General features: G+C 73.8%; 17 protein-coding genes. 8 read left to right on the forward strand and 9 right to left on the reverse strand.

From position 1 onward, the window contains the following. Window positions 1-104 precede the first annotated feature (104 nt). Window positions 105-1,130, forward strand: coding sequence for a DUF1266 domain-containing protein (locus ACFVFQ_RS19240; RefSeq protein WP_383417190.1), 1,026 nt, complete (start codon window positions 105-107; stop codon window positions 1,128-1,130). A gap of 194 nt (window positions 1,131-1,324) precedes the next feature. Continuing rightward, window positions 1,325-2,245, forward strand: a complete 921-nt coding sequence (locus ACFVFQ_RS19245) for a YihY/virulence factor BrkB family protein (RefSeq protein ID WP_383417194.1) — start codon at window positions 1,325-1,327, stop codon at window positions 2,243-2,245. A 22-nt stretch (window positions 2,246-2,267) separates the two neighbouring features. Here the strand turns inward: ACFVFQ_RS19245 and ACFVFQ_RS19250 are convergent, their stop codons facing one another. Further along, on the reverse strand, window positions 2,268-2,579 hold the full coding sequence (locus tag ACFVFQ_RS19250) for a 4a-hydroxytetrahydrobiopterin dehydratase (RefSeq protein ID WP_383417197.1): 312 nt from the start codon (window positions 2,577-2,579) through the stop codon (window positions 2,268-2,270). Between the two features lie 168 nt (window positions 2,580-2,747). On the opposite strand from ACFVFQ_RS19250, the gene ACFVFQ_RS19255 reads away from it, so the two are divergent. Continuing rightward, window positions 2,748-3,560 carry a helix-turn-helix domain-containing protein gene (locus tag ACFVFQ_RS19255; RefSeq protein ID WP_383417200.1) on the forward strand — a complete coding sequence of 271 codons (813 nt, stop codon included), beginning with the start codon at window positions 2,748-2,750 and terminating at the stop codon, window positions 3,558-3,560. Window positions 3,561-3,566: 6 nt separating this feature from the next. On the opposite strand, the gene ACFVFQ_RS19260 is transcribed toward ACFVFQ_RS19255, so the two are convergent. From ACFVFQ_RS19260 to ACFVFQ_RS19270, 3 genes are all read right to left on the reverse strand, one after another. After that, a complete protein-coding gene (locus tag ACFVFQ_RS19260; RefSeq protein ID WP_383417203.1) occupies window positions 3,567-3,968 on the reverse strand; it encodes a nuclear transport factor 2 family protein in 402 nt (133 codons plus the stop codon). A 275-nt stretch (window positions 3,969-4,243) separates the two neighbouring features. Then, window positions 4,244-5,671, reverse strand: a complete 1,428-nt coding sequence (locus ACFVFQ_RS19265) for an amino acid permease (protein WP_383417206.1) — start codon at window positions 5,669-5,671, stop codon at window positions 4,244-4,246. 168 nt (window positions 5,672-5,839) lie between these two features. Next, complete coding sequence (locus ACFVFQ_RS19270; protein ID WP_383417209.1) at window positions 5,840-7,915, reverse strand: phage holin family protein; 2,076 nt, start codon at window positions 7,913-7,915, stop codon at window positions 5,840-5,842. 289 nt (window positions 7,916-8,204) lie between these two features. Between ACFVFQ_RS19270 and ACFVFQ_RS19275 the strand changes: the two genes are divergently transcribed. Together ACFVFQ_RS19275 and ACFVFQ_RS19280 are read left to right on the forward strand one after the other, a co-directional pair. Next, the gene (locus ACFVFQ_RS19275; protein WP_383417212.1) at window positions 8,205-8,999 is read left to right on the forward strand and encodes an MBL fold metallo-hydrolase; all 795 of its coding nucleotides are present in this window, start codon (window positions 8,205-8,207) and stop codon (window positions 8,997-8,999) included. Then, window positions 8,996-9,688: a DedA family protein gene (locus ACFVFQ_RS19280; protein WP_383417215.1), complete on the forward strand. Its 693-nt coding sequence runs from the start codon at window positions 8,996-8,998 to the stop codon at window positions 9,686-9,688. The genes ACFVFQ_RS19275 and ACFVFQ_RS19280 overlap by 4 nt, the downstream gene beginning before the upstream one ends. Before the next feature lie 23 nt (window positions 9,689-9,711). Here the strand turns inward: ACFVFQ_RS19280 and ACFVFQ_RS19285 are convergent, their stop codons facing one another. From ACFVFQ_RS19285 to ACFVFQ_RS19295, 3 genes are all read right to left on the reverse strand, one after another. Next, window positions 9,712-10,971 (reverse strand): MBL fold metallo-hydrolase, encoded by a 1,260-nt coding sequence (locus ACFVFQ_RS19285; RefSeq protein ID WP_383417217.1) that lies wholly within the window; start codon window positions 10,969-10,971, stop codon window positions 9,712-9,714. 415 nt (window positions 10,972-11,386) lie between these two features. Beyond that, the gene (locus tag ACFVFQ_RS19290; RefSeq protein ID WP_383417220.1) at window positions 11,387-12,718 is read right to left on the reverse strand and encodes a pyridoxal phosphate-dependent aminotransferase; all 1,332 of its coding nucleotides are present in this window, start codon (window positions 12,716-12,718) and stop codon (window positions 11,387-11,389) included. Window positions 12,719-12,872: 154 nt separating this feature from the next. Beyond that, complete coding sequence (locus tag ACFVFQ_RS19295) at window positions 12,873-13,391, reverse strand: GNAT family N-acetyltransferase (protein ID WP_383417223.1); 519 nt, start codon at window positions 13,389-13,391, stop codon at window positions 12,873-12,875. Between the two features lie 156 nt (window positions 13,392-13,547). Between ACFVFQ_RS19295 and ACFVFQ_RS19300 the strand changes: the two genes are divergently transcribed. The 3 genes from ACFVFQ_RS19300 (at window position 13,548) to ACFVFQ_RS19310 (ending at window position 16,621) form a co-directional block, all read left to right on the forward strand. Then, on the forward strand, window positions 13,548-15,035 hold the full coding sequence (locus ACFVFQ_RS19300; protein ID WP_383417226.1) for a phosphatase PAP2 family protein: 1,488 nt from the start codon (window positions 13,548-13,550) through the stop codon (window positions 15,033-15,035). A 276-nt stretch (window positions 15,036-15,311) separates the two neighbouring features. Next, window positions 15,312-16,127, forward strand: coding sequence for a methyltransferase domain-containing protein (locus ACFVFQ_RS19305; protein ID WP_383417229.1), 816 nt, complete (start codon window positions 15,312-15,314; stop codon window positions 16,125-16,127). A 140-nt stretch (window positions 16,128-16,267) separates the two neighbouring features. Further along, window positions 16,268-16,621: a VOC family protein gene (locus ACFVFQ_RS19310; protein ID WP_383417232.1), complete on the forward strand. Its 354-nt coding sequence runs from the start codon at window positions 16,268-16,270 to the stop codon at window positions 16,619-16,621. Between the two features lie 418 nt (window positions 16,622-17,039). Here the strand turns inward: ACFVFQ_RS19310 and ACFVFQ_RS19315 are convergent, their stop codons facing one another. Together ACFVFQ_RS19315 and ACFVFQ_RS19320 are read right to left on the reverse strand one after the other, a co-directional pair. Then, complete coding sequence (locus tag ACFVFQ_RS19315; RefSeq protein WP_383417234.1) at window positions 17,040-17,960, reverse strand: NADP-dependent oxidoreductase; 921 nt, start codon at window positions 17,958-17,960, stop codon at window positions 17,040-17,042. Window positions 17,961-18,089: 129 nt separating this feature from the next. After that, on the reverse strand, window positions 18,090-20,090 hold the full coding sequence (locus tag ACFVFQ_RS19320; RefSeq protein ID WP_383417236.1) for a DUF5107 domain-containing protein: 2,001 nt from the start codon (window positions 20,088-20,090) through the stop codon (window positions 18,090-18,092). Between the last annotated feature and the right edge of the window lie 65 nt (window positions 20,091-20,155).

The raw sequence follows: 20,155 nt of genomic DNA on the forward strand, positions 1-20,155 counted from the left end.
CTCCGGCAAGCGGCGGGCCTCTCCGGTGGCGCCGTCCACCGCCCCTGGTGACGGCCGGGGTCGGGACCACCGTAGGGTCTTGGCCTGTGGTTACTCCGGGATGGATGCCGCCGACGGAGACCGAGCGGCGGCTGTACGAAGCGACGGCACGTGGGGACGAGGGCGGTCAGATAGCGGCGATCGCCGGCGAGGATCTGTATCTGGCGGTCCCGCAACAGGGTCAGGACCCGCTGCCCGTCTACGACGATCCGGTGGCGGCCGGTAAGTGCATTCCCGTCCTGACGCGCGGCATGCTGCCGGCGTGGGAGCCGCAGCGGTTTTTCGACCGGGTGACGGTCGAGGAGTTCGCCCAGGACTGGCCCAACGACAAGTGGCAGTTGGCGGTCAATCCGGGCACCCCGTTCGCCGCCTACCTGCGCGCGACGCCCGCGCACCGCGGCCGTTGGATGCAGACGAGGGCGCAGCTCGGGGCGCGGCCGGGCGGCTTGTTGGTGACGCACTACGGAGGGCCGCTGCACGGTCCGTTGGCGCAGGGGCTGGCCTGCGGGGCGCCGCTGGCGGTGCACCACAGCGTGCCGTGGAACGAGTTGGGGACCGCGTTCCTGGACTACTCGACGGACGCCGAGACGCTGCGCACACAGTGGTCGGTGACGGATCCGGCGGGCTGGCAGCAGCGGTTCGAGCAGATGCTGGGCGGGGCGTTCGTCCCGGCGGAGGCGGAGGCGGCGTTGCGCGCCCGGGCCGCTGGGGACGGCGGGGAGGCGCCCGCCGTACCGGAGTTGGTGGGCCGGTACGAGGAGCGGTTCCGGGCGGACGGGCTGCTGTCGGCGGACGGCCGGGTGGGGTCCGTGGTGGCGCTGGACCTGGCGCACGCGGTCGCCCTGGTCCGCTGGGGGCTGGGCGCGCGGTGGTGCGCACCGCCGCAGGCCGAGCAGGCGGTGGCACGGGTGTTGGCCCGGGCCGGGGAGGTCTACGGCTCGTGGGAGGAGTTCGCCGCGGGGTATGCGCTGGGGCGGGTGTTGGCGTTCGACAACGGCTGGTTCGGGCCCGCGTACGCCGAGACGGTCCATCTGCACCGGGTGTTGACGCAGGATCCGGCGTCCCCGTGGCGGGCCCTGCCGCTCGGCTGATGCCGCCGTGCGCCGTTGCCGGCCGGGCGGCCGGACCCCGGTCTCGTCGCGGGTCGGCGCCGCCGCGGGGGATGATGCAGGGGCTAGGTCCGGGACGATGCCGGGCCAGTTCGGCACTGAGGGCGGATACGACATGGGCGGGAGCGGTATGCGGAGGGTCGCGCGGCGGCGGGCCGGGACGGCGGGGGTCCGGCATGGGGGCTGAGACCGCGCCGTCCGACGCTCCGGTGCGGATCAGGCCAAAGCGGCCGGCCCGCCGGACGGCCTGGCAGCGGTACCGCACGGCACTGCGCCGCACCCCGCTGTCGGTCTGGCACGACGACCTGACGGACTACGCGGCGAGCCTGACGTACTACTCGGTGCTGGCGCTGCTGCCGTCGGCGATCGTCACCATCTCGCTGATCGGGCTCGCCGATCCGGCCGGCACCGAGCAGTTGATCAATCGGCTGAGCTCGATCGCCCCGGCCGAGTCGGGCGCGACGGTCCGGCATGCGCTGGTGGTGATGGCGCAGCAACGGGCCGCCGCCTGGGTGGTGGTGGGCGGCGCCGCGGTCAGCGCGTTGTGGTCGTCGTGCAGTTATCTGGCGGTGTTCCGGCGGGCGTTGCACGCGATGCACCGGGTGAAGGACGACCGGCCGCCGTGGCGGAAGGCGCCGCGCATCCTGGTGACGGCGCTCCTGCTGATGGCGCTGCTGATCAGCAGTGCGGTAGCGCTGCTGGTGAGCGGGCCGGTGGCGTCGGCACTGGGGCGGGCGCTGGGCCTCGGCGAGACGGGCGAGACGTTGTGGAACGTCTTGCAGTGGCCGCTGTTGCTGGTGTTGGCGACGGTGTTGGCGATGGTGCTCTTCCGGTCCGGGCCGCCGAGTTCCCGGGGGTTGCGCAGGGCCGTGCCGGGGGGCGTGGTGGCGGTGCTGTTGTGGCTGGTGTCGTCGGCGGGCTTCGCGTTCTACGCCTCGTACGTGGGCACCTTCAACCGGCTGTACGGGTCACTGGCGGGATCGGTGGTGTTCCTGATCTGGCTGTGGTTCTCGAACCTGTCGCTGCTGTCGGGGGCGCAGTTCAACGTGGAGTTGGCGCGCGCCGGGCGGGTCGTCCGGCCGCGCCGCCCGAGCTGACGGGGACGGACGGGGCGGCCGGTCAGCGGGCGCCGTGCCCGGCGGCGATCTCCTCGATGCGGCGGGCCAGGCCGAAGTCGAGGTAGGTGATCCGGCCGCCGATGCTGTGGGTGTTGACCGTGATGGCCAGTTGGTTGTAGCCCAGGGTGAGTTCGGCGTGGTGGCCCAACTCCTCCTGGATCTGGGCGATGTGGATGACCATCGCGGCGGCCTGGAAGTGCCGGTCGAAGCGGTAACTGCGGCGCAGCCGGTCGCCGTCGGCACGCCAGTCGGGCAGCTCCAGGAGGCGGTCCTGGATCTCCGACGCGTCGAGTGGTGCCACCTGTGCGCTCATCACGCTCGCCTTCCGCCGGGGTAACGGGTCGCCGCCGGGGCGGCCCTTCCAGCCTGTCACGGCCGCGGCGGTTCCGCGCCCGCCCGCGGCGCGCGCCGCGGGCCGTATACCCTCCCGATCCCCGAAGTTACCGTCAGTAGCGCCACTCGTTCGGCTACCGTCCCGGTCATGACGACTGCCACGGCCTCCGCGCCGGTAGCCACGGGAGTGGGCGCCCTGCTGCGGGAATGGCGCGACCGGCGCCGGATCAGCCAGCTGGAACTGGCGCTGCGCGCCGACTCCTCCGCCCGCCACATCAGCTTCATCGAGACCGGCCGCGCCCGCCCCAGCCAGGAGATGGTGCTGCGGCTGGCGGAGCACCTCGACGTCCCGGTCCGGGAGCGCAACGCCCTGTTGATCGCGGCCGGTTACGCCCCCGCCTTCCCCGAGACCCCGTTGGACGACCCGTCGATGTCCGCCCTACGGGCCGGCATGGAGCGCCTGTTGGCCGGCTACGAGCCGTACCCCGCCCTGGTGTGCGACGGGACGTACCACGTCCAGGCCGCCAACCAGGGCATGACGGTACTCCTGGACGGCGTCGCCCCGGAACTGCTGCGGCCGCCGATGAACGCCATGCGGATCACCCTCCACCCGCGCGGCATGGCGCCCCGCATCCGCAACTTCCCGGAGTGGCGCGAGCACCTCTTCGGCCAACTGGACCGCCAGTTGGCGCTGTTGCGGTCCGCCCCGCTGCGCGCGCTGTACGAGGAGGTCAGCGGCTATCCCCTGCCGGACGGCGGGCGGACGGGGGCCGCCTCGGGCGAACACCCGCCGCTCGCCCTGCCGTTGGTGATCGAGCACCGCGGCACCGTGCTGTCCTTCCTCTCCACCATCGCCACCTTCAACACACCGATGGACGTGACCGTTTCGGAGCTGGCGCTGGAGGCGTTCCTGCCCGCCGACCCCGAAACGGCCGCCTATCTGCGCGAGGTGGCCGGGTGAGGCCGCTCAGGCCGTCGGGACGCGGTCCAGGAAGCCGAGCACCGCGCTGATCCGCCCGTCCGCGGCCAGCCGCACCACGTCGAAGCCGGCGACCGGCGCCGACCCGTCCGGCGCGACCAACTCCCAGCCGAACCGCGCGATGTCGTGGTGGCCGTCCACCGCGCCCAGCGGCCGGAACACGAAGCCGGGGAACTGCTGGTGCGCCCCGGCGATCGCCGCCCCGAGCCCGTCGTGCCCGGCGACCTCGACCAGCGGATCGGTGTAGGTGGCCCCCTCGGCGAACGCCGCGGCGACGGCCTTGGCCCGCGCGCCCTCCTCGGTGGCGTTCCACGCCTCGAAGTACCGCTCGGCGGCGGCCGCGTGGTCGAGGGCCGGCCTAGAAGCGCCCTGCTGCACCTGCTGCGACATCTCGAACTCCTGGTGGTATCCGTCGTGACATCCGGTACGGATCCGGCTCGGGACGAGGCCGGGATCCGGCCGACCACCGGCGACTGACGGTGCATCAGCACCACGTCAGTACCGCGTCGGCACCGATCCACGGGCCGGAGTGCGCCGGCCCGTGAACCGATGCCCTGACTCTGCCGGAGCGGGGCGCCAGCCGCGATTACGTGCAAGGTAATGCCCCTGGTCGCAGGGGTGCGGCCAGGGGCAGAGGGGCCCGGAGGGGCGGGCGGACGGGGCGGCTAGTGCGTGGCCGGGCCGGTGGTCGCGGCGACCGGCTCCGCCGGGGCGTCCACGGTCGCCTTGGCAGCCGCGTCCTCGGCCGCGCCCTCCGTCGCGTCCTGCGGGCGACGCCCGCGGCCGGCCCGGCGGGCCGCCAGCAGCGCGTAGACCAGGATGCCGGCGAAGAGGAACAGCACGCCCTGGTAGATCGCCTGGTAACCGGCGCCGGCCACCAGCCAGAAGGTGAAGCCGAAGGCCGCCAGGGCGATGGTCAGGTCGCGGACGAAGCGGCCGGGGCGGACCCGGTCGCGGCGGTCGGTGAACAGGAAGTAGATCTGCGCGGCGGCCGCGAGGAGGTAGGGCACGGTGGCCGAGAAGGTGGTGATCAGCACCAGGGTCTCGAAGACGCCGGCGCTGCCGCCGCCGAGGTAGTTGTTCACCGTGAGGGCGGAGGCCAGCACCGCGGCGGCCAGCACGCCGAAGGTCGGCACCCCGCGCCGCTTCTTGAGGAACACCGCCGGGAAGAGGCCGTCCTTGGCGGCGGCGTACGGGGACTGGGCGCTCATCAGCGTCCAGCCGTTGAGCGCCCCGAGGATGGAGATCACCGCGGCGGCCGCGATGACCGCACCGCCCCAGTGGCCGCCGAACATCGCGTCCACCGCGTCCGAGAACGGCGCCTTGGAGTGGACCAGCTTGTCGTGCGGGACGGAGCCGAAGACCGAGAGGGTGCCCAGCAGGTAGACCACGGCGGCGCCGAGGGTGCCCAGGACGGTGGCCCGGCCGACGTTGCGCTCGGGGTCGCGGACCTCGCCGGCGCTCATCGTGGCCGACTCCACGCCCAGGTAGCTGTAGAGCAGCATCGCGGCGGACGCGGAGAGCCCGCCCAGCATGCTGCCGCTGCCGGCGTGGAACGCCCCGATGTTCTTCGGGTCGAAGAAGAACAGCCCGGCGACGGCTATGAGCAGCAGCGGCACGAACTTCAGGACCGTGGAGACCAGTTGGACCGCGCCGACGTAGCGGGTGCCCGCGAAGTTGGCGAGGGCCGGCAGCCACAGCGCGGCCAGCGCCACCAGGAGGTCGGTGGTCGGGGACTCGTGGCCGGGGAAGAGCACATGCACATAGCCGACGGCGGCGACCGCCAGCGCGGCGTTGCTGACCCAGGACATCGTCCAGTACGACCAGGCCGAGAGGAAGCCGGCGAAGTCGCCGAACGCCTCGCGGGCGTAGATGTAGGGCCCGCCGGTGTCCGGATGGCGCCGCGCCAGTTTGCCGAAGACCAGGGCGAGGCAGAGCGCGCCCAGGGTGAGGATGCCGAAGGCGACCAGACTGATGGTGCCGAAGGGGGCGACCGAGGCCGGCAGCAGGAAGATCCCGCCGCCGATGATGTTCCCGATCACCAGGGCGGTGGCTGTTCCCAGACCGAAACGGCGGGTGTGCCGGTCTTGCATGGCGTGGTGGGCCTCTCATCGTGCTGTGCACCCGGGTTTGCCGGGACACGCCATGTTCGGTGACCTGAGGGCCCCCGCAAAATCACCGATTTTTGTCCCGCGGGGGGCGGGTGCGACGGAAAAAACCTTCGGCGGCCCGGCCCTTCGCCGCAGGTCGTCCGCCGTCCGTCAGAGCGGCCGTTCCGGCAGGTCGACCCGGTGCGAACGCGGCGCGACGGGTACTTCCGGGCCGTCCCCCTCGCGCAGCCAGCGGCGCAGCACCCGGTGGATCTGCTCGGCACCAACCAGCGGAGCCCCGTCCGGGACCGGCGGGGTCAGCTCCGTGGGCCACAGCAGGAACGGCCGGCTCTGCGGGCCGCCCAGGCCGCCGTGCGAGCCGATCTGCTCCTCGAAGGCGTGCACCGCGCCGGTCGCCGGATCGCAGGCGGAGTTGATCATGAGGTCGGCGACGTGCGGGAAGCGGTCGGTGCGGCGGACCGCGTCGGCCGCACCGGGTCCGAACGGCGCCAACGGGTCGGCGCCGATGACCCGTCCGGTGTCCAGGTGGTGCTCGCCGCCCTCCGGGCCCAGCACCACCGCACCGTCCGCCGCCGAGCGGACCAGCACGAAGCCGATGCCCGGGTGGCCGGCGAGCGTACCGAGCAGCGCGGGGTGCCGGCGGTCCAGTTCCTCGCGGGTCATCCGATGAGGGACGTCCGGGAACGACACCAGGCCGAGGTTGCCGGAGGCGAGGACGACGGGCTGCGCCCCGCGCCGGTCGCCGTCCGCGGACCCCTCGGGCCGGCCGAGCGCCGCCCGCGCCGCCTCCCGCGCCTCGGCACCACTGGGGGTGCGGCCAGCCCGCCGCCGCACCGGCAGCCCGCAGCCCGCGCGCACCAGGTCGCCCAGGGTCAGCCCGTAGCGGTCCCGGAAGGTCGCGCCGGGGCTCTGCCCGTGGTCGGAGAGCAGCACGATGCGGTACGGGCGGGGCGCGTGCCGGGCCGCCTTGGCGAGCAGCGCGAGGGAGCGGTCCAGGCGGCGCAGCACCTGGTGGGTGTCGCGGTGCCCGGGGCCCGAGTGGTGCGCCACCTCGTCGTAGGCGACGAGGTCGGCGTAGACCGCGGTGCGGCCGGCCAGCATGTCGCCGGCCACCGCCGCGACCACCACGTCCCGCTCCACGACGGTCGCGAACGCCCGGATCACCGGATACAGCCCGCCGCGCCTGACCCGCGGCCGCTCGCGGCGGCAGCGGCTGCGCAACGCCTGCCCGATCTCCCGAAGGACCTCGGCGACGAAGGAGACCGCGGTGCGGGTGGCGTTGGCCGGGTCGGAGAAGTAGGCGAAGTAGCCGGCCCGGGAGCGGTTGCGCCGGTCGCGCCGGGCGGCCACCGACATCACCAGGGCGACCTGGTCGGCGCCGCCGCTGAAGAGGTTGCCGCGGCTGGCGCCGTCTTGGGCCAGCAGCCCGTCGTCGCCGGTGCGCGCGACGGCCCGGCGCTGGAGCTCCGCGGCGCTGCTGGGCCGGTTGCTGACGACGAGGTCGCCGGTCTCCTTCTCGTACCAACGGAACGCCGGCAGGTCCTCGTTGCTGCCGTGCAGGATGGCGAGTTGACTGGCGCCGGTCTGGCTGGACCAGTCGGTGTGCCACTCGGTGACCCGGTGGCTGCTGCCGAGCCAGCCGGCGACGGTCTCCATCAGGGGCCGCTCGCCGCTCGCCGCCGCCACGAGGACGTCGTGGCCGACGCCGTCGAGCTGGAGGAAGACGGTGCCCGGTGTGGCCGGGACGCGGTCCGCGGCGGCCCGCCGTCCCCGTCGGCCGGCCAGCCGCACCAGCCGGCGCCGGTACGCCTCGTCGTTACGGACCGCCAGGAAGGTGGAGGTCGCCGAGGACGCCGCGGACATCGCGGCGGCGACGATCGTCGCGGTCTCCGGGGTGGTCTGCCCGCGGCCCGCCGGGATCAGGCTCAGCGCCACCAGCAGCAACGAGCCGTTGAGGAAGAACACCAACAGCCCGAGCACCAACGCCGGCACCAGCAGCAACGCCCGCACCAGTAGCGGCCACACCAGCGCGCTGAGCAGGCCGAACGCGCCGGCGCCCAGCGCGGCGGTCAACGCGGTCCGGGTCAGGCTGTCCCCGCCGCTGGCCTGGAGCCGGAAGTCGGGCAGCACGGCGGCCAGCACCAACAGGGTCAGACTGGAGACCGCCCAGACGGCCAGCACCCTCAGCAGCGCGCCGCCGAGCGCCTTCCACCGCGGGGTCCGCACGCCGTCCCGTCCTCTGCGCTCCGGCCCGCCACACCGGCCGGGCGGGCATTCCGGCCAAGGGTGTCATCAAAGCGGCCGGCTGTCATAAAGCGGGCGGCCACCGCGGTAGGGCGGCGCCCCCTGGGGTCGGCGCTCCCGGGGACGCGCCAACGGGAGGGCCTCGGCACCGCCCCTCCATACGGAGAGGCGAGACGGATGGGAGAGGATCGAAGGGCAGCGGAAGGGGCCCGGAGGGAACCGGCAGGGCGACCGGCACCGGCGCCCCACCCGACCGGAAGGCGGACGGAACATGGCGGTGGAGATCACCTGGTGGGGACATGCCACGGTGACGATCGAGGACGCCGGCGTGCGGGTGCTGACCGACCCGCTGTTCGTCGCGCGCCTCGCCCACCTGCGCCGCCGCCGAGGTGCGCTGCCGCCGCCCGCCGCGGCCCGGGCCGACGCGGTCCTGATCTCCCACCTGCACGCCGACCATCTGCACCCACCCTCGCTGGCCCGACTCGCCCCCGGCACCCGGCTGATCGTGCCGCGCGGCGCACCGGCCGCCGTACCGGGCCTGCGCCGGGTCGCCGCGGCCCGCGGCCTGCCGCTCACCGAACTCGGCCCCGGCGAGGAGTGCCGCCTCGCCTCGGGCCCCCTCGCCCCGACCGTCCGCGCGGTGCCGGCGGCGCACGACGGCCGGCGGCTCCCCCGCGGACCGCACCGCGTCCCCGCCCTCGGTTACGTCCTACACGGCACGGCCCGCACCTACTTCGCCGGCGACACCGGCCTGTTCGCCGAGCTCCCGGACGAGGTCGGGCCGTGCGAGGTGGCGCTGCTCCCGGTGGGCGGCTGGGGGCCGTTCCTCGGCCCCGGCCACCTGGACGCCCGACGGGCCGCGCAGGCAGCGTCCCTCATGGCGCCGTGCAGCGCCGTCCCGATCCACTACGGCACCTACTGGCCGATCGGCCTGGACGCCGTCCGGCCGCACGAATTCCACGCGCCGGGCCAGGAGTTCGCACGACAGGCCGCGCTGATCGCGCCGGACGTGACCGTCCACCGCCCCGACCACGGCGAGTCGGTACGCCCGAGGACCACCCGATGACCCCCACCACGACACTGGCCGACGGCCTCCACCAGGTGCTCACCCACGCCCCACCGGAATCCACCCAACAGGCGGTGGGCTACCCCTCGTTGTTCCTCCTGGTGGTGCTGGGCTCGCTGGTGCCCGTCGTCCCCACCGGCGCGGTGGTCAGCTCCGCCGCGGCGGTCGCCTTCCACCACAGCTCGCCGCTGACCCTGTTGTTCGTCTTCGTGGTCGCGTCCGGCGCCGCGTTCCTCGGGGACCTCGGCCTGTACTGGCTCGGGCGCCGCGGCCTCACCTCCCGTAACGGCTCGCGCTGGCTGGCCCGCCTACGGGACCGCGCCGCACCCGAGCGCCTGGCCCACTCACAGCGCCAACTACGGGAGCACGGCGTCCTGGTGCTGGTGCTCTCCCGCCTCGTACCGGCCGGCCGGATCCCGGTGATGCTGGCCTGCCTGCTCGCCGCGATGCCGCCCCGCCGGTTCGCCCGCGGCGACCTCCCGGCCTGCCTGGCCTGGGCGGCGACCTACCAACTGATCGGCCTGCTCGGCGGCTCGCTGTTCCGCGAACCCTGGCAGGGCGTGGCCGCGGCGATCGGCCTGACGGTCCTCTTCACCGCCGCCCCGGCCGCCTGGCGCCGCCTCCGACCGGCACCCACGGACGACGCCGAGAGCGCCGGACGGGCCAGCGGGGGTGACGGGCGCGGTTGACGGGAACTGCCAAGACGCCCGCCTCAGCGCCCCTCCCCCACCCGCGGCTCCACCGCCGCCGACTCCCCCACTCCGGACTCGCCCGGCATCGACCCGACGCCCCTCGACTCGACGGCCCCCGATTCGGCGGCTCCCGACTCCCTCCCCCTCGGCTCCAACTCCCGCGACGCCCCCACCGGTAGGTCCCACAGGTCCGACATCGGACGTCCGGTGGCCGCCCAGGCGGCCCGGATGCGGTGCAGCGGCTCCAGCGGTGGCTCCGCCGAGAGCAGGAACGTCGACCAGTGCATCGGCGCCAAGTACCGCGCGCCCAGGTCCTGACAGGCCCGAACCGCCTCCTCCGGATCGGTGTGCACCGGGCGCAGCATCCAGCGCGGGTCGTACGCCCCGATGGGCAGCAGCGTCAGGTCGATGCCCCGGTAGCGGCTGCCGATCTCCTCGAACCAGTGGCCGTAGCCGGTGTCCCCGGCGAAGTGGATCCGCCGCCCATCGGGAGCGGTGAGTACCCAACCGCCCCATAGGGAGCGGCAGGTGTCGGTCAGCGTCCGTTTGCTCCAGTGGTGCGCGGGCACGAAGTCGAACCGCACCGGGCCACCGGGGCCGGGCAGTTCCACTGCCTCCCACCAGTCCAGGTCGGTGACTTGGGTGAACCTGCGCCGCCGGGCCCAGGACGCCAGCCCCGCGGGGAGCAGCAACGGGGTGTCGCGCGGCAACCGCTTCAGCGTCGGCGCGTCCAGGTGGTCGTAGTGGTTGTGGCTGATGACGACGGCGTCCACCGGGGGAAGGTCCTCCCAGCGGACCCCTACGGGCGTGACCCGCGCCGGCGTCCCCAGGATCTTGCGGGACCAGACCGGGTCGGTGAGAACGGTCAGCCCTCCGATCCGGATGACCCAACTGGCGTGCCCGGCCCAGGTCAACGCGACGGTCGAGGGTCCGGCGTCCGGCAACGGCCCGGGTTCGAACGGCAGTTGCTGGATCTGCTGGAGCGTCTCGGGCACCGGGCGGAGCTTGCCCTCCCGCGCAATCCGGGCCAGCGCCCGGACACCGGGCAGCGGCGCGGTCAGCCGATCGGTGAAGTCACGCGGCCAACTGCGCAACTCCCCCAGGGGACGCGGCTCGACCAACGGGCGGGGCTCGACCAACGGGGGCGCGACGACATCCGGAAGCGGCGCGGAGCCCGGAAGCGGTGCGGTGTCGGACAGCTGTGCGATGTCGGGAAGGGCTGCGGTCGCGGCGCGGCCGGCCGGCTCGGCATCCCCCTCACCGCCCATCTCGCCGCCCATCTCACCTTTCCCGTGGCCTCCGTTGGGGCCCTCAGCCCCTTCGACGGCGGGGCGCCCCTCGACCCGAGACGACTCGGTCTGCGACGGCTCGGCACGAGACGGGGTACCAGCCGCTTCGGCACGGGACTCTTCAGTACGGGACGCTTCGGTACGGGACGGCTCGTCAAGGGAGCGCCCCGCGAGAGAGCGCTCGGTCTGTTCGGTCATCCAGGAGCTCCATTCGATGGCCGGGCGGAACCGGAGTCACGGGGCGGGCGGGTGAGTCGTGGCGGAGGAGCGGGAGAAGCGCAGGCAGCGGGAGAGGAGCAGAGGAAGCGGGCCTGCCCCGAGGTCGAGCATCGGAGCGCCAACGGCCGGCGCCGAGGGGCGGGACGGCCCGGCGCCCCACCGCCCCGACGCCCCCACACCCGGCCGCTCAGCGCTCCTCGCCCCCTTCCGCACCCGAGCCCCCACCCGCGGCGCCCGTCCCCGCCTCCGCCCCCGGCCCCGGCCCCGCAATGCCGCCGGGCCGATCCACTCCCGACCGATCACCGCTGCCACCCCGCACCCCACCCAGCTCGGCCAGCGTCCTCGCCAAACCGCTCAGCCCGTCCCGCACGTAGGGCAGTTCCAGCGGATCCACCGCATCCAGCACACCCTGCCGCTGCCCCCCATCGACGCCGAGCAGCGGATCCGCCCCCAGGCGCACCCGCAACGCGTCCGGGTCGTCCTCGAAGTGGTGCCCGCCGCGGGCCGCCCAGGGCGCCAACTCCCGTTCCAGGGAGGCGGATCCGGCGATCCCGCGGGCGGCCAGCGGGCGGCGCAGCGGTTCGAGGTCGGCGTAGAGGAAGCTGCCCGCGTGCGGCGGGCGGCACAGCGCGCCGGCCGCGGTGAGCGTGCGGTACAGCGCACCGGTGAGCGCCCCGTATACCCGGGCGGCGGCCGCGATCCGCTCCCGCACCGCGTCGGGTTCGCCGAGCGCCCGGGTCACCGCACTGGCCAACGGCCCCGGAAGCGGGGCGCGCAGCCGGGCGAGGGTGTGCAGCACCGCGTCCCGGAGGACGGCACCCCGTCGGGTACCCGGAAAACGGGCCAGCGCCGCTGGCCAGGAGGCGGGCACCAACCCGGCCCGCAGATCGGTCAGTACCACGACCTCACCGGGCAGCATCTCGGCCGGGCTGAGCACCACGGTGTCGTGCGGATCGTGCAGCAGATCCCGGCGCGACTCATCGCTGATCACCCACAACCCCTCCTCGGCCGCCACCTCGCACACCTCGTGCAGCTGTTCCGGGGGCGGGCAGGTGCCGGTCGGGTCATCGGCGACGGACAGCACCAGGGCGCGCGGGGTGTCGCCGTGCATCCGGGCCCGCCGCACGGTCTCCAACAGCGCGAACGGGTCCGGCAGCCCGCCCGATTCGGCCGGCACCGGCGCCAGGTGGACCGCCCGCCCGAGCAACCGGGCGGGCGGCGCGTACCAAGGTGAACAGGGCCGCGGGAGCAGCACTGCCCCGTCCACCGCGGCGTAGAGGGCGAGCAGCAGGACGGACGCCCCCGGGCCGGCGAGCACCCGGTCGTCGGGGGTGTGCAGGCCGCGGCGCTCCCAGTAGCCACAGGCGGCGGCGCGCAGCGAGGCGGAGCCACCGGGGGGTTCGGGGGCGGTGCGGTCGGCGGCGGCGGAGAGGTGCGCGGCGAGCTCCGGGAGGACCGGCAACCCCACCGGCGGGGCCGGCTCCGGCTCCCGCTGCGGATCCGGCGCGGTCCGCTGCATCCGTACCTCCACTCCACGGCGGCCGGTCGATCGTGGGCCCATCACATGATGAACGGCCCCGACCACCTTCGCAGATCACCGCGGTGGCGACGGCGGACGACACGTCCCCGGAGGGTGACCGCGCCACGCCGGGGCACACGGTACGGCCATCCCGCTACGTGTTCGGCTCCCGCTCGGTCGACGGCGGCGCCGCGTACCGGTACACCTCCACCTCCTCGGCCGCCCCGTCCGCGCCCCACACCTGCCGCTCGGTGCCGCACCGCGCCCAGCCCCGCCGCTCGTACAGCGCGACGGCCGACGCGTCGGAGGTCTTCACCTCCAGGACGAGCCGCACCCCGCGCACCGCCGCCTCCGCCTCGACGGCCGCCATCAACCGCGCGCCGAGGCCGCACCCGCGGGCGCGGGGCGAGACATAGAGCCGGCTGATCTCCCGCCCACACAGCGCGGCATGGCCGAGCACCGCCCCGCCCACCTCGGCGACCCACGCGGCCGACAGCCCGTCAGGGGTGAGCCACCGCGCCGGTTCCTCGGGCCAGCGGTGCGGGTAGCCGCTGTGCGCATGCACCTCCGCGAGCGCCGTCACACAGGCATCGAGGTCGGCGTCCGCCCGCCTCCTGACCACCCCGCGCGCCCGTTCACCCGACGCCCCCGCGCCTCCGTACGCCCCGCTCACCCACGCCCCCTACTCGCCCTACACCTGACGCCCAACTACCCCCGCATCTTGCCTCGCCTCATCCGCCCCGTCAGCCCCACCCCTCGCCCACTCAACCCGCCTCCAGCCCCCTCTCGGGCCAGACTGCCCCGCCCGCACCGGGGGTACAGGTGACCCATGCGCAAGCGAACGCTCGTCAGCAACCTCGACCAGTGGGCCTTCGACCGGATCGCCTCCCGCGACTGGCCCGGCGCCCACCGCGTACTGCCGCGGCTGACCCGCAGCGCCAATCACGGGCTGTTGTGGTTCGGCATCGCGGCGGGGGCGGCGGCGTTCGGCGGGCGGCCCGCGCGCCGCGCCGCCGTGCGCGGGGTGGCCTCCCTGGCCGTGGCCTCCGCAACCGTGAACACCCTCGGCAAACGCTCCGTGCGCCGCGCACGCCCCCTACTGGACGCCGTCCCCGTGGTGCGCCAACTCGGCCGCCAGCCGTTCACCTCCTCCTTCCCCTCCGGGCACGCGGCCTCGGCCGCCGCCTTCGTCACCGGCGTCGCCTTCGAGAACAAGTGGTGGGGACTGACGCTCGCGCCGCTCGCCGCCTCCGTGGCGTTCTCCCGGGTCTACACCGGCGTGCACTATCCGGGCGATGTACTGGCGGGCGCCGCGCTCGGCGTGGGCGCGGCGTTCGCCGTCCGCGGTGCCGCGCCGACCCGCGCCCAACTGGCCCCGCCCGCCCGGCCGCGCGCCGAGGCGCCCGCCCTGCCCGGCGGGCGCGGGCTGTTCGTGGTCGCCAACGCGGCCTCCGGGCAACGCTCGGGCCCGCGCCCCGACCGGGCCGCGGAGGTGCACGGGGTGCTGCCGCACGCCGAAGTGACGGTGTGCGGCGGCCCGGACGGACCGCCGATGGACCAGGCGTTGGCGGAGGCCGCCGCACAGGCCGGGGCGCAGGGCGGTGCCCTTGGGGTGCTCGGCGGCGACGGCACCGTCAACGCGGCGGCCGCGGTCGCGATGCGGCACGGCCTACCCCTCGCCGTCCTCCCGGGCGGCACCCTCAACCACTTCGCCTACGACCTGGGGATCGAGACCCACGCGGAGGCGGCGCGCGCCGTGGAGAGCGGCGAGGCCGTCGCGGTCGACGTGGCCCGCTTCCGCGCCGAGCCGCACCAGGAGGGCCACCACTTCCTCAACACCTTCTCCATCGGCGTCTACCCGGAGTTGGTACGCATCCGGGAACGGTGGGCCCACCGGATCGGGCCCTGGCCCGCGGGAGTCCTCGCGGCATGGGAAGTGCTGCGCTCCGCCGCACCGTTGAGCATCGAGATCAACGGCGAACGCCGCACCGTCTGGCTGCTGTTCGTCGGCAACTGCCAGTACCGCGGCCTGGGCACCGCGCCCGTACGCCGACACGACCTGGCCGACGGCGTGCTCGACGTCCGGGTGGTCCACGGCGGCCGCCTGGCCGGCACCCGCCTGCTCCTCGCTGCCCTGCTCGGCACCCCGCACAGCTCCCCCCTCCTGGGCGAGGCCCGCCTCCCCCGCCTACGCCTCAGCAGCCTCCGGGGCGGCACACCCCTCGCCTACGACGGCGAAGTGGCCATGTTCCCGGGAGAGTTGACCCTGGACAAGGAAACCGAGGCCCTGACGGTGTATCGCCTCCTCCGCAACTGACCGACTGACTGACGCGTTGGACTGGCCAACTCGCTTGAACGGCAGGCCACTTCCCCCTCCTAGGCCCCGACTCCCCTCCCCCTCCCCCGCGCCCACCCGCCCCGCCTCCTCCACCACCACCTCCCGGCCCCCTCGTCCATATCGCAAGACGCATCTCTCGTCATGCGAGACGCCGGCGTACCGTGTGGATGCAACACGCCGCAGGGCATCCGCACCCGGCCGTGGTCCGCCATGGCCTCGTGCGGACCGCCCCCGATGTTCGCGAAGGAGCCGTCCATGCCGCAGGAATCCGCCGTATACACCCACGGCCACCACGAGTCCGTACTGCGCTCGCACAGCTGGCGCACCGCCGCCAACTCCGCCGGATATCTGCTGGGTTCCCTCCTCCCTCACATGCAGATCCTGGACATCGGCTGCGGCCCCGGCACCATCACCGCCGACCTGGCGGCCCTGGTGCCGGACGGCCAGGTCACCGGCCTGGAACACGCCCCCGCCGTCCTGGACCAGGCCCGCGCCACGGCCGCCGCCGGCGGCGTGGAGAACGTCCGCTTCACGGTCGGTGACGTCCACGCCCTGGACTTCCCGGACGACACCTTCTGCGTGACCCACGCCCACCAAGTCCTCCAGCACGTAGGCGATCCCGTACAGGCCCTGCGGGAGATGCGCCGCGTCACCAAGCCCGGCGGCATCATCGCCGTCCGCGATTCGGACTACGCCACCATGACCTGGTACCCGGAGGTCGAGGGCATGGCCGACTGGCTGGACCTCTACCACCGGGTGGCCCGCGCCAACGGCGGCGAGCCCGACGCCGGACGCCAACTGCACGCCTGGGCACGCCAGGCCGGCATCCCGCCGGAGAACATCACCGCGACGGCGAGCGCCTGGTGTTACCAGACCCCCGAAGAGCGGAACTGGTGGTCCGAACTGTGGGCGGAGCGAACGGTCGCCTCCTCCTACGCCAAGATCGCGATCGACGGCGGGCACGCCACCGACGACGACCTGACCCGTATCGCCGCGGCCTGGCGGGAGTGGGGCGCCCGGGAGGACGGATGGTTCGCCATGCTGCACGGCGAACTCCTCTGCCGGGTCTGACGTAAGTGCCCAACGTCAGCTGTAGCTGCCTGACGTCAGCACGACGCCTCCGCCACCCCGCCTCCACCGCACGACCACATCGCGGTCACGCCGTCGCCAAGGTTCGCGTAGTCGCAGGCCGCCCAACTAGGCTGATTCATATGGACATTCTGGGGACCTCACTTCGGGTATGTGTCGGCGATCTCGATGCCGCGGTCACGGTCTACGAACGGCTGACCGGCGCCGAGGCGATCCGCTTCCAGCGCGGCGGGGTGGCGGTAGCGGCGGTCGGGTGCTTCTTCCTGATGAGCGGTCCCGAGGCGGAACTGTCGGTACTCCGGAAGATCACCGCGACCATCGCCGTCAAGAACGTCGACGCGGCGGTGGACGACCTCACCGCGGTAGGCGCGGACATCATCGCCGGACCACTGAGCACCCCCATCGGTCGGAACGTGGTGGCCCGCCACCCCGACGGATCGATCTTCGAGTACGTCGACCGCGTCCAGATCAGCTGAGCCCGGCCCCACCCGGCCGACCACTCATCCCACTTCACGTCATCCCCCTCTCACGCTCTCGCGACTCGCCACCTCGCCGCGCTATGCCACACCTCGCCTCGGCACACCGCGTCTCGCCGCATCTCGCCATCTCCCCGAGCCCGACAGCCGGGAACGCGATGCGTGGCATCCGAGGGCGCCGGCGGCGTGGTGTTGGGTGCAGGGTTTGGTGCGGCGTTGGGTGCGATGTTGAGCCCAACACCGGGTAGTTTCCTTCGCGTTGGCTACGCACCTCCCTCCACGCCAAGCAGTGGCGCGTCCGCGGCGCGCCCCACTGCGCCCGCCCGTGTCGACGACATGACGACACGATCCGCTAGGGCCGGTCCTCAACCGACATCCGTCGCGCACCACCGCTCGCGCGCTCGCATCTGGCGACCTCTCACACCTCCAGAATGATCTTGCCTCGGGCCCGGCCCGCCATGCTGAGCCGGAACGCCTCCGCGGCCTCTTGTAGCGGAAGCACCGTCTCGATCGGGACGGTGAGCTTTCCGGCGTCCGCGAGGATGCCCAGTGCACTCAGGTCGGCGGCGTCCGGTCTGACCCAGACCGCATGGCCGCCCTTTGCTCTGACGTCGCCGTCGGCGATCGACACCACTCTGCTGCGGTCCTTCAGCAACTCCTGGGAGACTTCCACGGCCCCGCCACCGACGAAGTCCAGGGCGGCGTCGATGCCTTGGGGCGCCAGGGCCCGCACCCGCTCCGCCAGTCCGTCGCCGTAGGCCACCGGCTCGGCGTCCAGGGACCGCAGGAATTCGTGGTTGCGCTCGCTGGCCGTGCCGATCACACGGGCCCCCTCGGCGACCGCGATCTGGACCGCCAGTGAACCGACCCCGCCAGCGGCGGCGTGCACCAGCACGAGGTCGCCCTCCCGCACCCGGGCCCGCTTGAGGGATTGATAGGCCGTCAGCCCGGCGAGCGGGAGCCCGGCGGCCTGCTGCCAGCTGAGCGATGCAGGCTTGCGCGCCAGGGTCCGCACGGGGGCGGCGACCAACTCGGCGAAAGTGCCGTGCTGGACCTCGTCCTTGCGGACGCAGCCCATGACCTCGTCGCCGACCGCGTACTCGGTGGCGTCGACGCCGACCTCTTCGACCACTCCCGCCACGTCCCAGCCGGGGACTAGCGGGAAGTGAACGTACATCAGACTGTCCAGATAGCCCGCGACGATCTTCCAGTCGACCGGATTGACGCCGGCCGCCTTCACTCGGATCAGCACCGAGTCGGGTGCCATCTTGGGATCGGGCTGCTCGGAGTAGGTGAGAACCTCGGGGCCGCCATAACTGTTCGTGGTAATTACCTTCATGACCGTCACAACGCGTGACGATCCGCGAAGATTCCAAACCGTCGCGATCTTTTCCAACTGGCATATGCCAATTGCGCGCGCGGCGGGCCAGGTTGGGGCAACGCCCCGTCCCGCCGCCGCGCGCGACCGCTACGCCGTGTCCGTCGGTCGCATCCGGAACTCGTAGCGTTCCGGCAGCGGATGCTCCGCCCGTGCCCGCGCGGCGGTCTCCGCGTCGATCGGGCCGTCCCCCGCCACCAGCCGTTCGGCGATGGCATACCAGGTGTCGCTCAGCACCTCGTCGCCCTCCCGCAGATCGGCGATCTCGAAGCCCTCGTCGAAGATCTCGCGAGCCTCCCGCGGCCGCCCCTGGGCGAGCAACACCCGTGCCGCCAGCAAGCGGAAGCGACCACCCGCGCGCTCGGCCGGGCTCAGCGCCGCCAGCATCTCCGCGGCGCCATCGGCGCGTTCGGCCGCCAGCAGCGCGGGAATCGCCTCCCGGACGAAGGCCGGCAGGACCTCTCGCCAGGGCCGGGCGGTCGCCGGATCGTCGGACGCGGCCGACCGCACGACGCAGGCGAAGCCCTCGGTGAACCGGTCGGCGGCGTGCCCGGTTTCGCCAGCGATGTACTCGGCGACGGCCAGGCAGTACAGCGGCAGGCATCCGGCACCGTGCGCCAGCGCCCGCTCCCAACTGCGGACGGCCTGCGCCCGGTCCCCGGCGTGCCACTGGGCGAGCCCGAGATGGTACTCGACGGCCGGCCCCGGGTGCGCGGACTCCAGGAGATCGCGCCAGGCCGACGAGACCGGTGCGGGCCCCGGTACCGGGCCGGCGGCCGGCAGTTCCCCGGTCCTGAGCAGCGTCAGCCAGGGCCGTTGCTCGGCGCCCAACGTGGCCGTGGCAAACGGCGTCCCAGGAAGGTCCCACCCCGCGCGGGCCACCTCCAGGGCGCCCCAGCCGGACCCGGTCGCCAGTTGTTCCTTCGGGTCCTGGTCGGCGTACGGGAGCCAGGCGGCGTAGGCGTCCTCGACCTGGGCGCGGGGCAGCGTCGCGGCCAGCCGTTCCTCGACGGCGTCGCGCGCCGCCGCCCAGTCGGCGCCGTGCACCGCCGCGGGATCGGCGGCCAGTGGCCCGTACGCCTCCAACCAGGAGAACTCGCCTTCGGCATCGAGCGGCACGTGTTCCAACTGGGTGCGAGCCAGGCCCGCTTGGATCTCCGCGTAGCCGCCGGTGCCGGGCGCGGTGAGCCACCGCTGCCAGCGCCGGCCGGCCCGTCCGGCGCCCCAGACGAAGAGCTTGCGGCCGGGCAGGCCGTCCGTGGAGGTCTGCACCAGACCGCGGCCCTCACGGTCGAGGGAGGCGATCCAGGGGCGGGCGCCGTCGGGCAGGTCGTAGAAGTAGTCCGCGGGGAACTCGCTGCCCAACGGGTACGTCCGGTCGGCGCCTTCGGACTCCGGTACCGGGACGCGTCGCAGGGTGCGTTGGTACCCGAAGTGCCAGGCATCCTCGGCCGGGGCCAGTACGCGGGTGTGCGCGTCCTCGGGGACGGCGGTGTTGGACCACCAGTACACCGGGACGGTGTGGTGGTGCGGGTTGCGGATGCGCACGCCCACGTAGAGGAAGTCGGTGCCGTCGGGCAGCCAGAGGTCCACCTGGAACGGCAGGTCGCGCAGCCGCTCCCACTCCCACAGCCGGAGCATCTCGCCCCCGTCGGGGGCCGGCACCCGGGCGGCGTGCAGTGGGGCGCACGAGAGGGTGGTGTGCCCGGTGGCGCCGATGTTCCATTCGATGCCGCCGGAGAACCACGCACCGTTGAGGGCGAAGTCGGCGGGCTGCACCACCGGGTTGCGGTAGAGCAGTTCACGGCCGGTGGGCTTGTGGTGGAGGGAGTGGATCCGACCGCCGAGGCCGGGCAGGACGGTGGCGCGCAGCCGGTCGTTCTCGATGACCAGGGCATCGAGGTCGGTGCTGCGGCGGTCCCGGCCGTAGCCGTCGCGCCTTCGGGTGGGCAGGATCGAACGCAGCGGCTCGTAGCGGAGCTGTCGCGCCATATCGGGTGGCGGGGCGGCGCCCGAGGGGGCCTCGACGCGGTGCACGTCACCGGGGGCGTGCAGGGCGGGCAGGGGGTTGTCCGGGCCGATGGCGGCCATGGGAAGGGTCAGGGTGGTGCGTCGCACACTCGTGGCCACGGCTGCCTCGCAAGATCGTGCCGGGC

This window comes from Streptomyces sp. NPDC057743 (genome assembly GCF_042798755.1).
GTDB lineage: Bacteria > Actinomycetota > Actinomycetes > Streptomycetales > Streptomycetaceae > Streptomyces.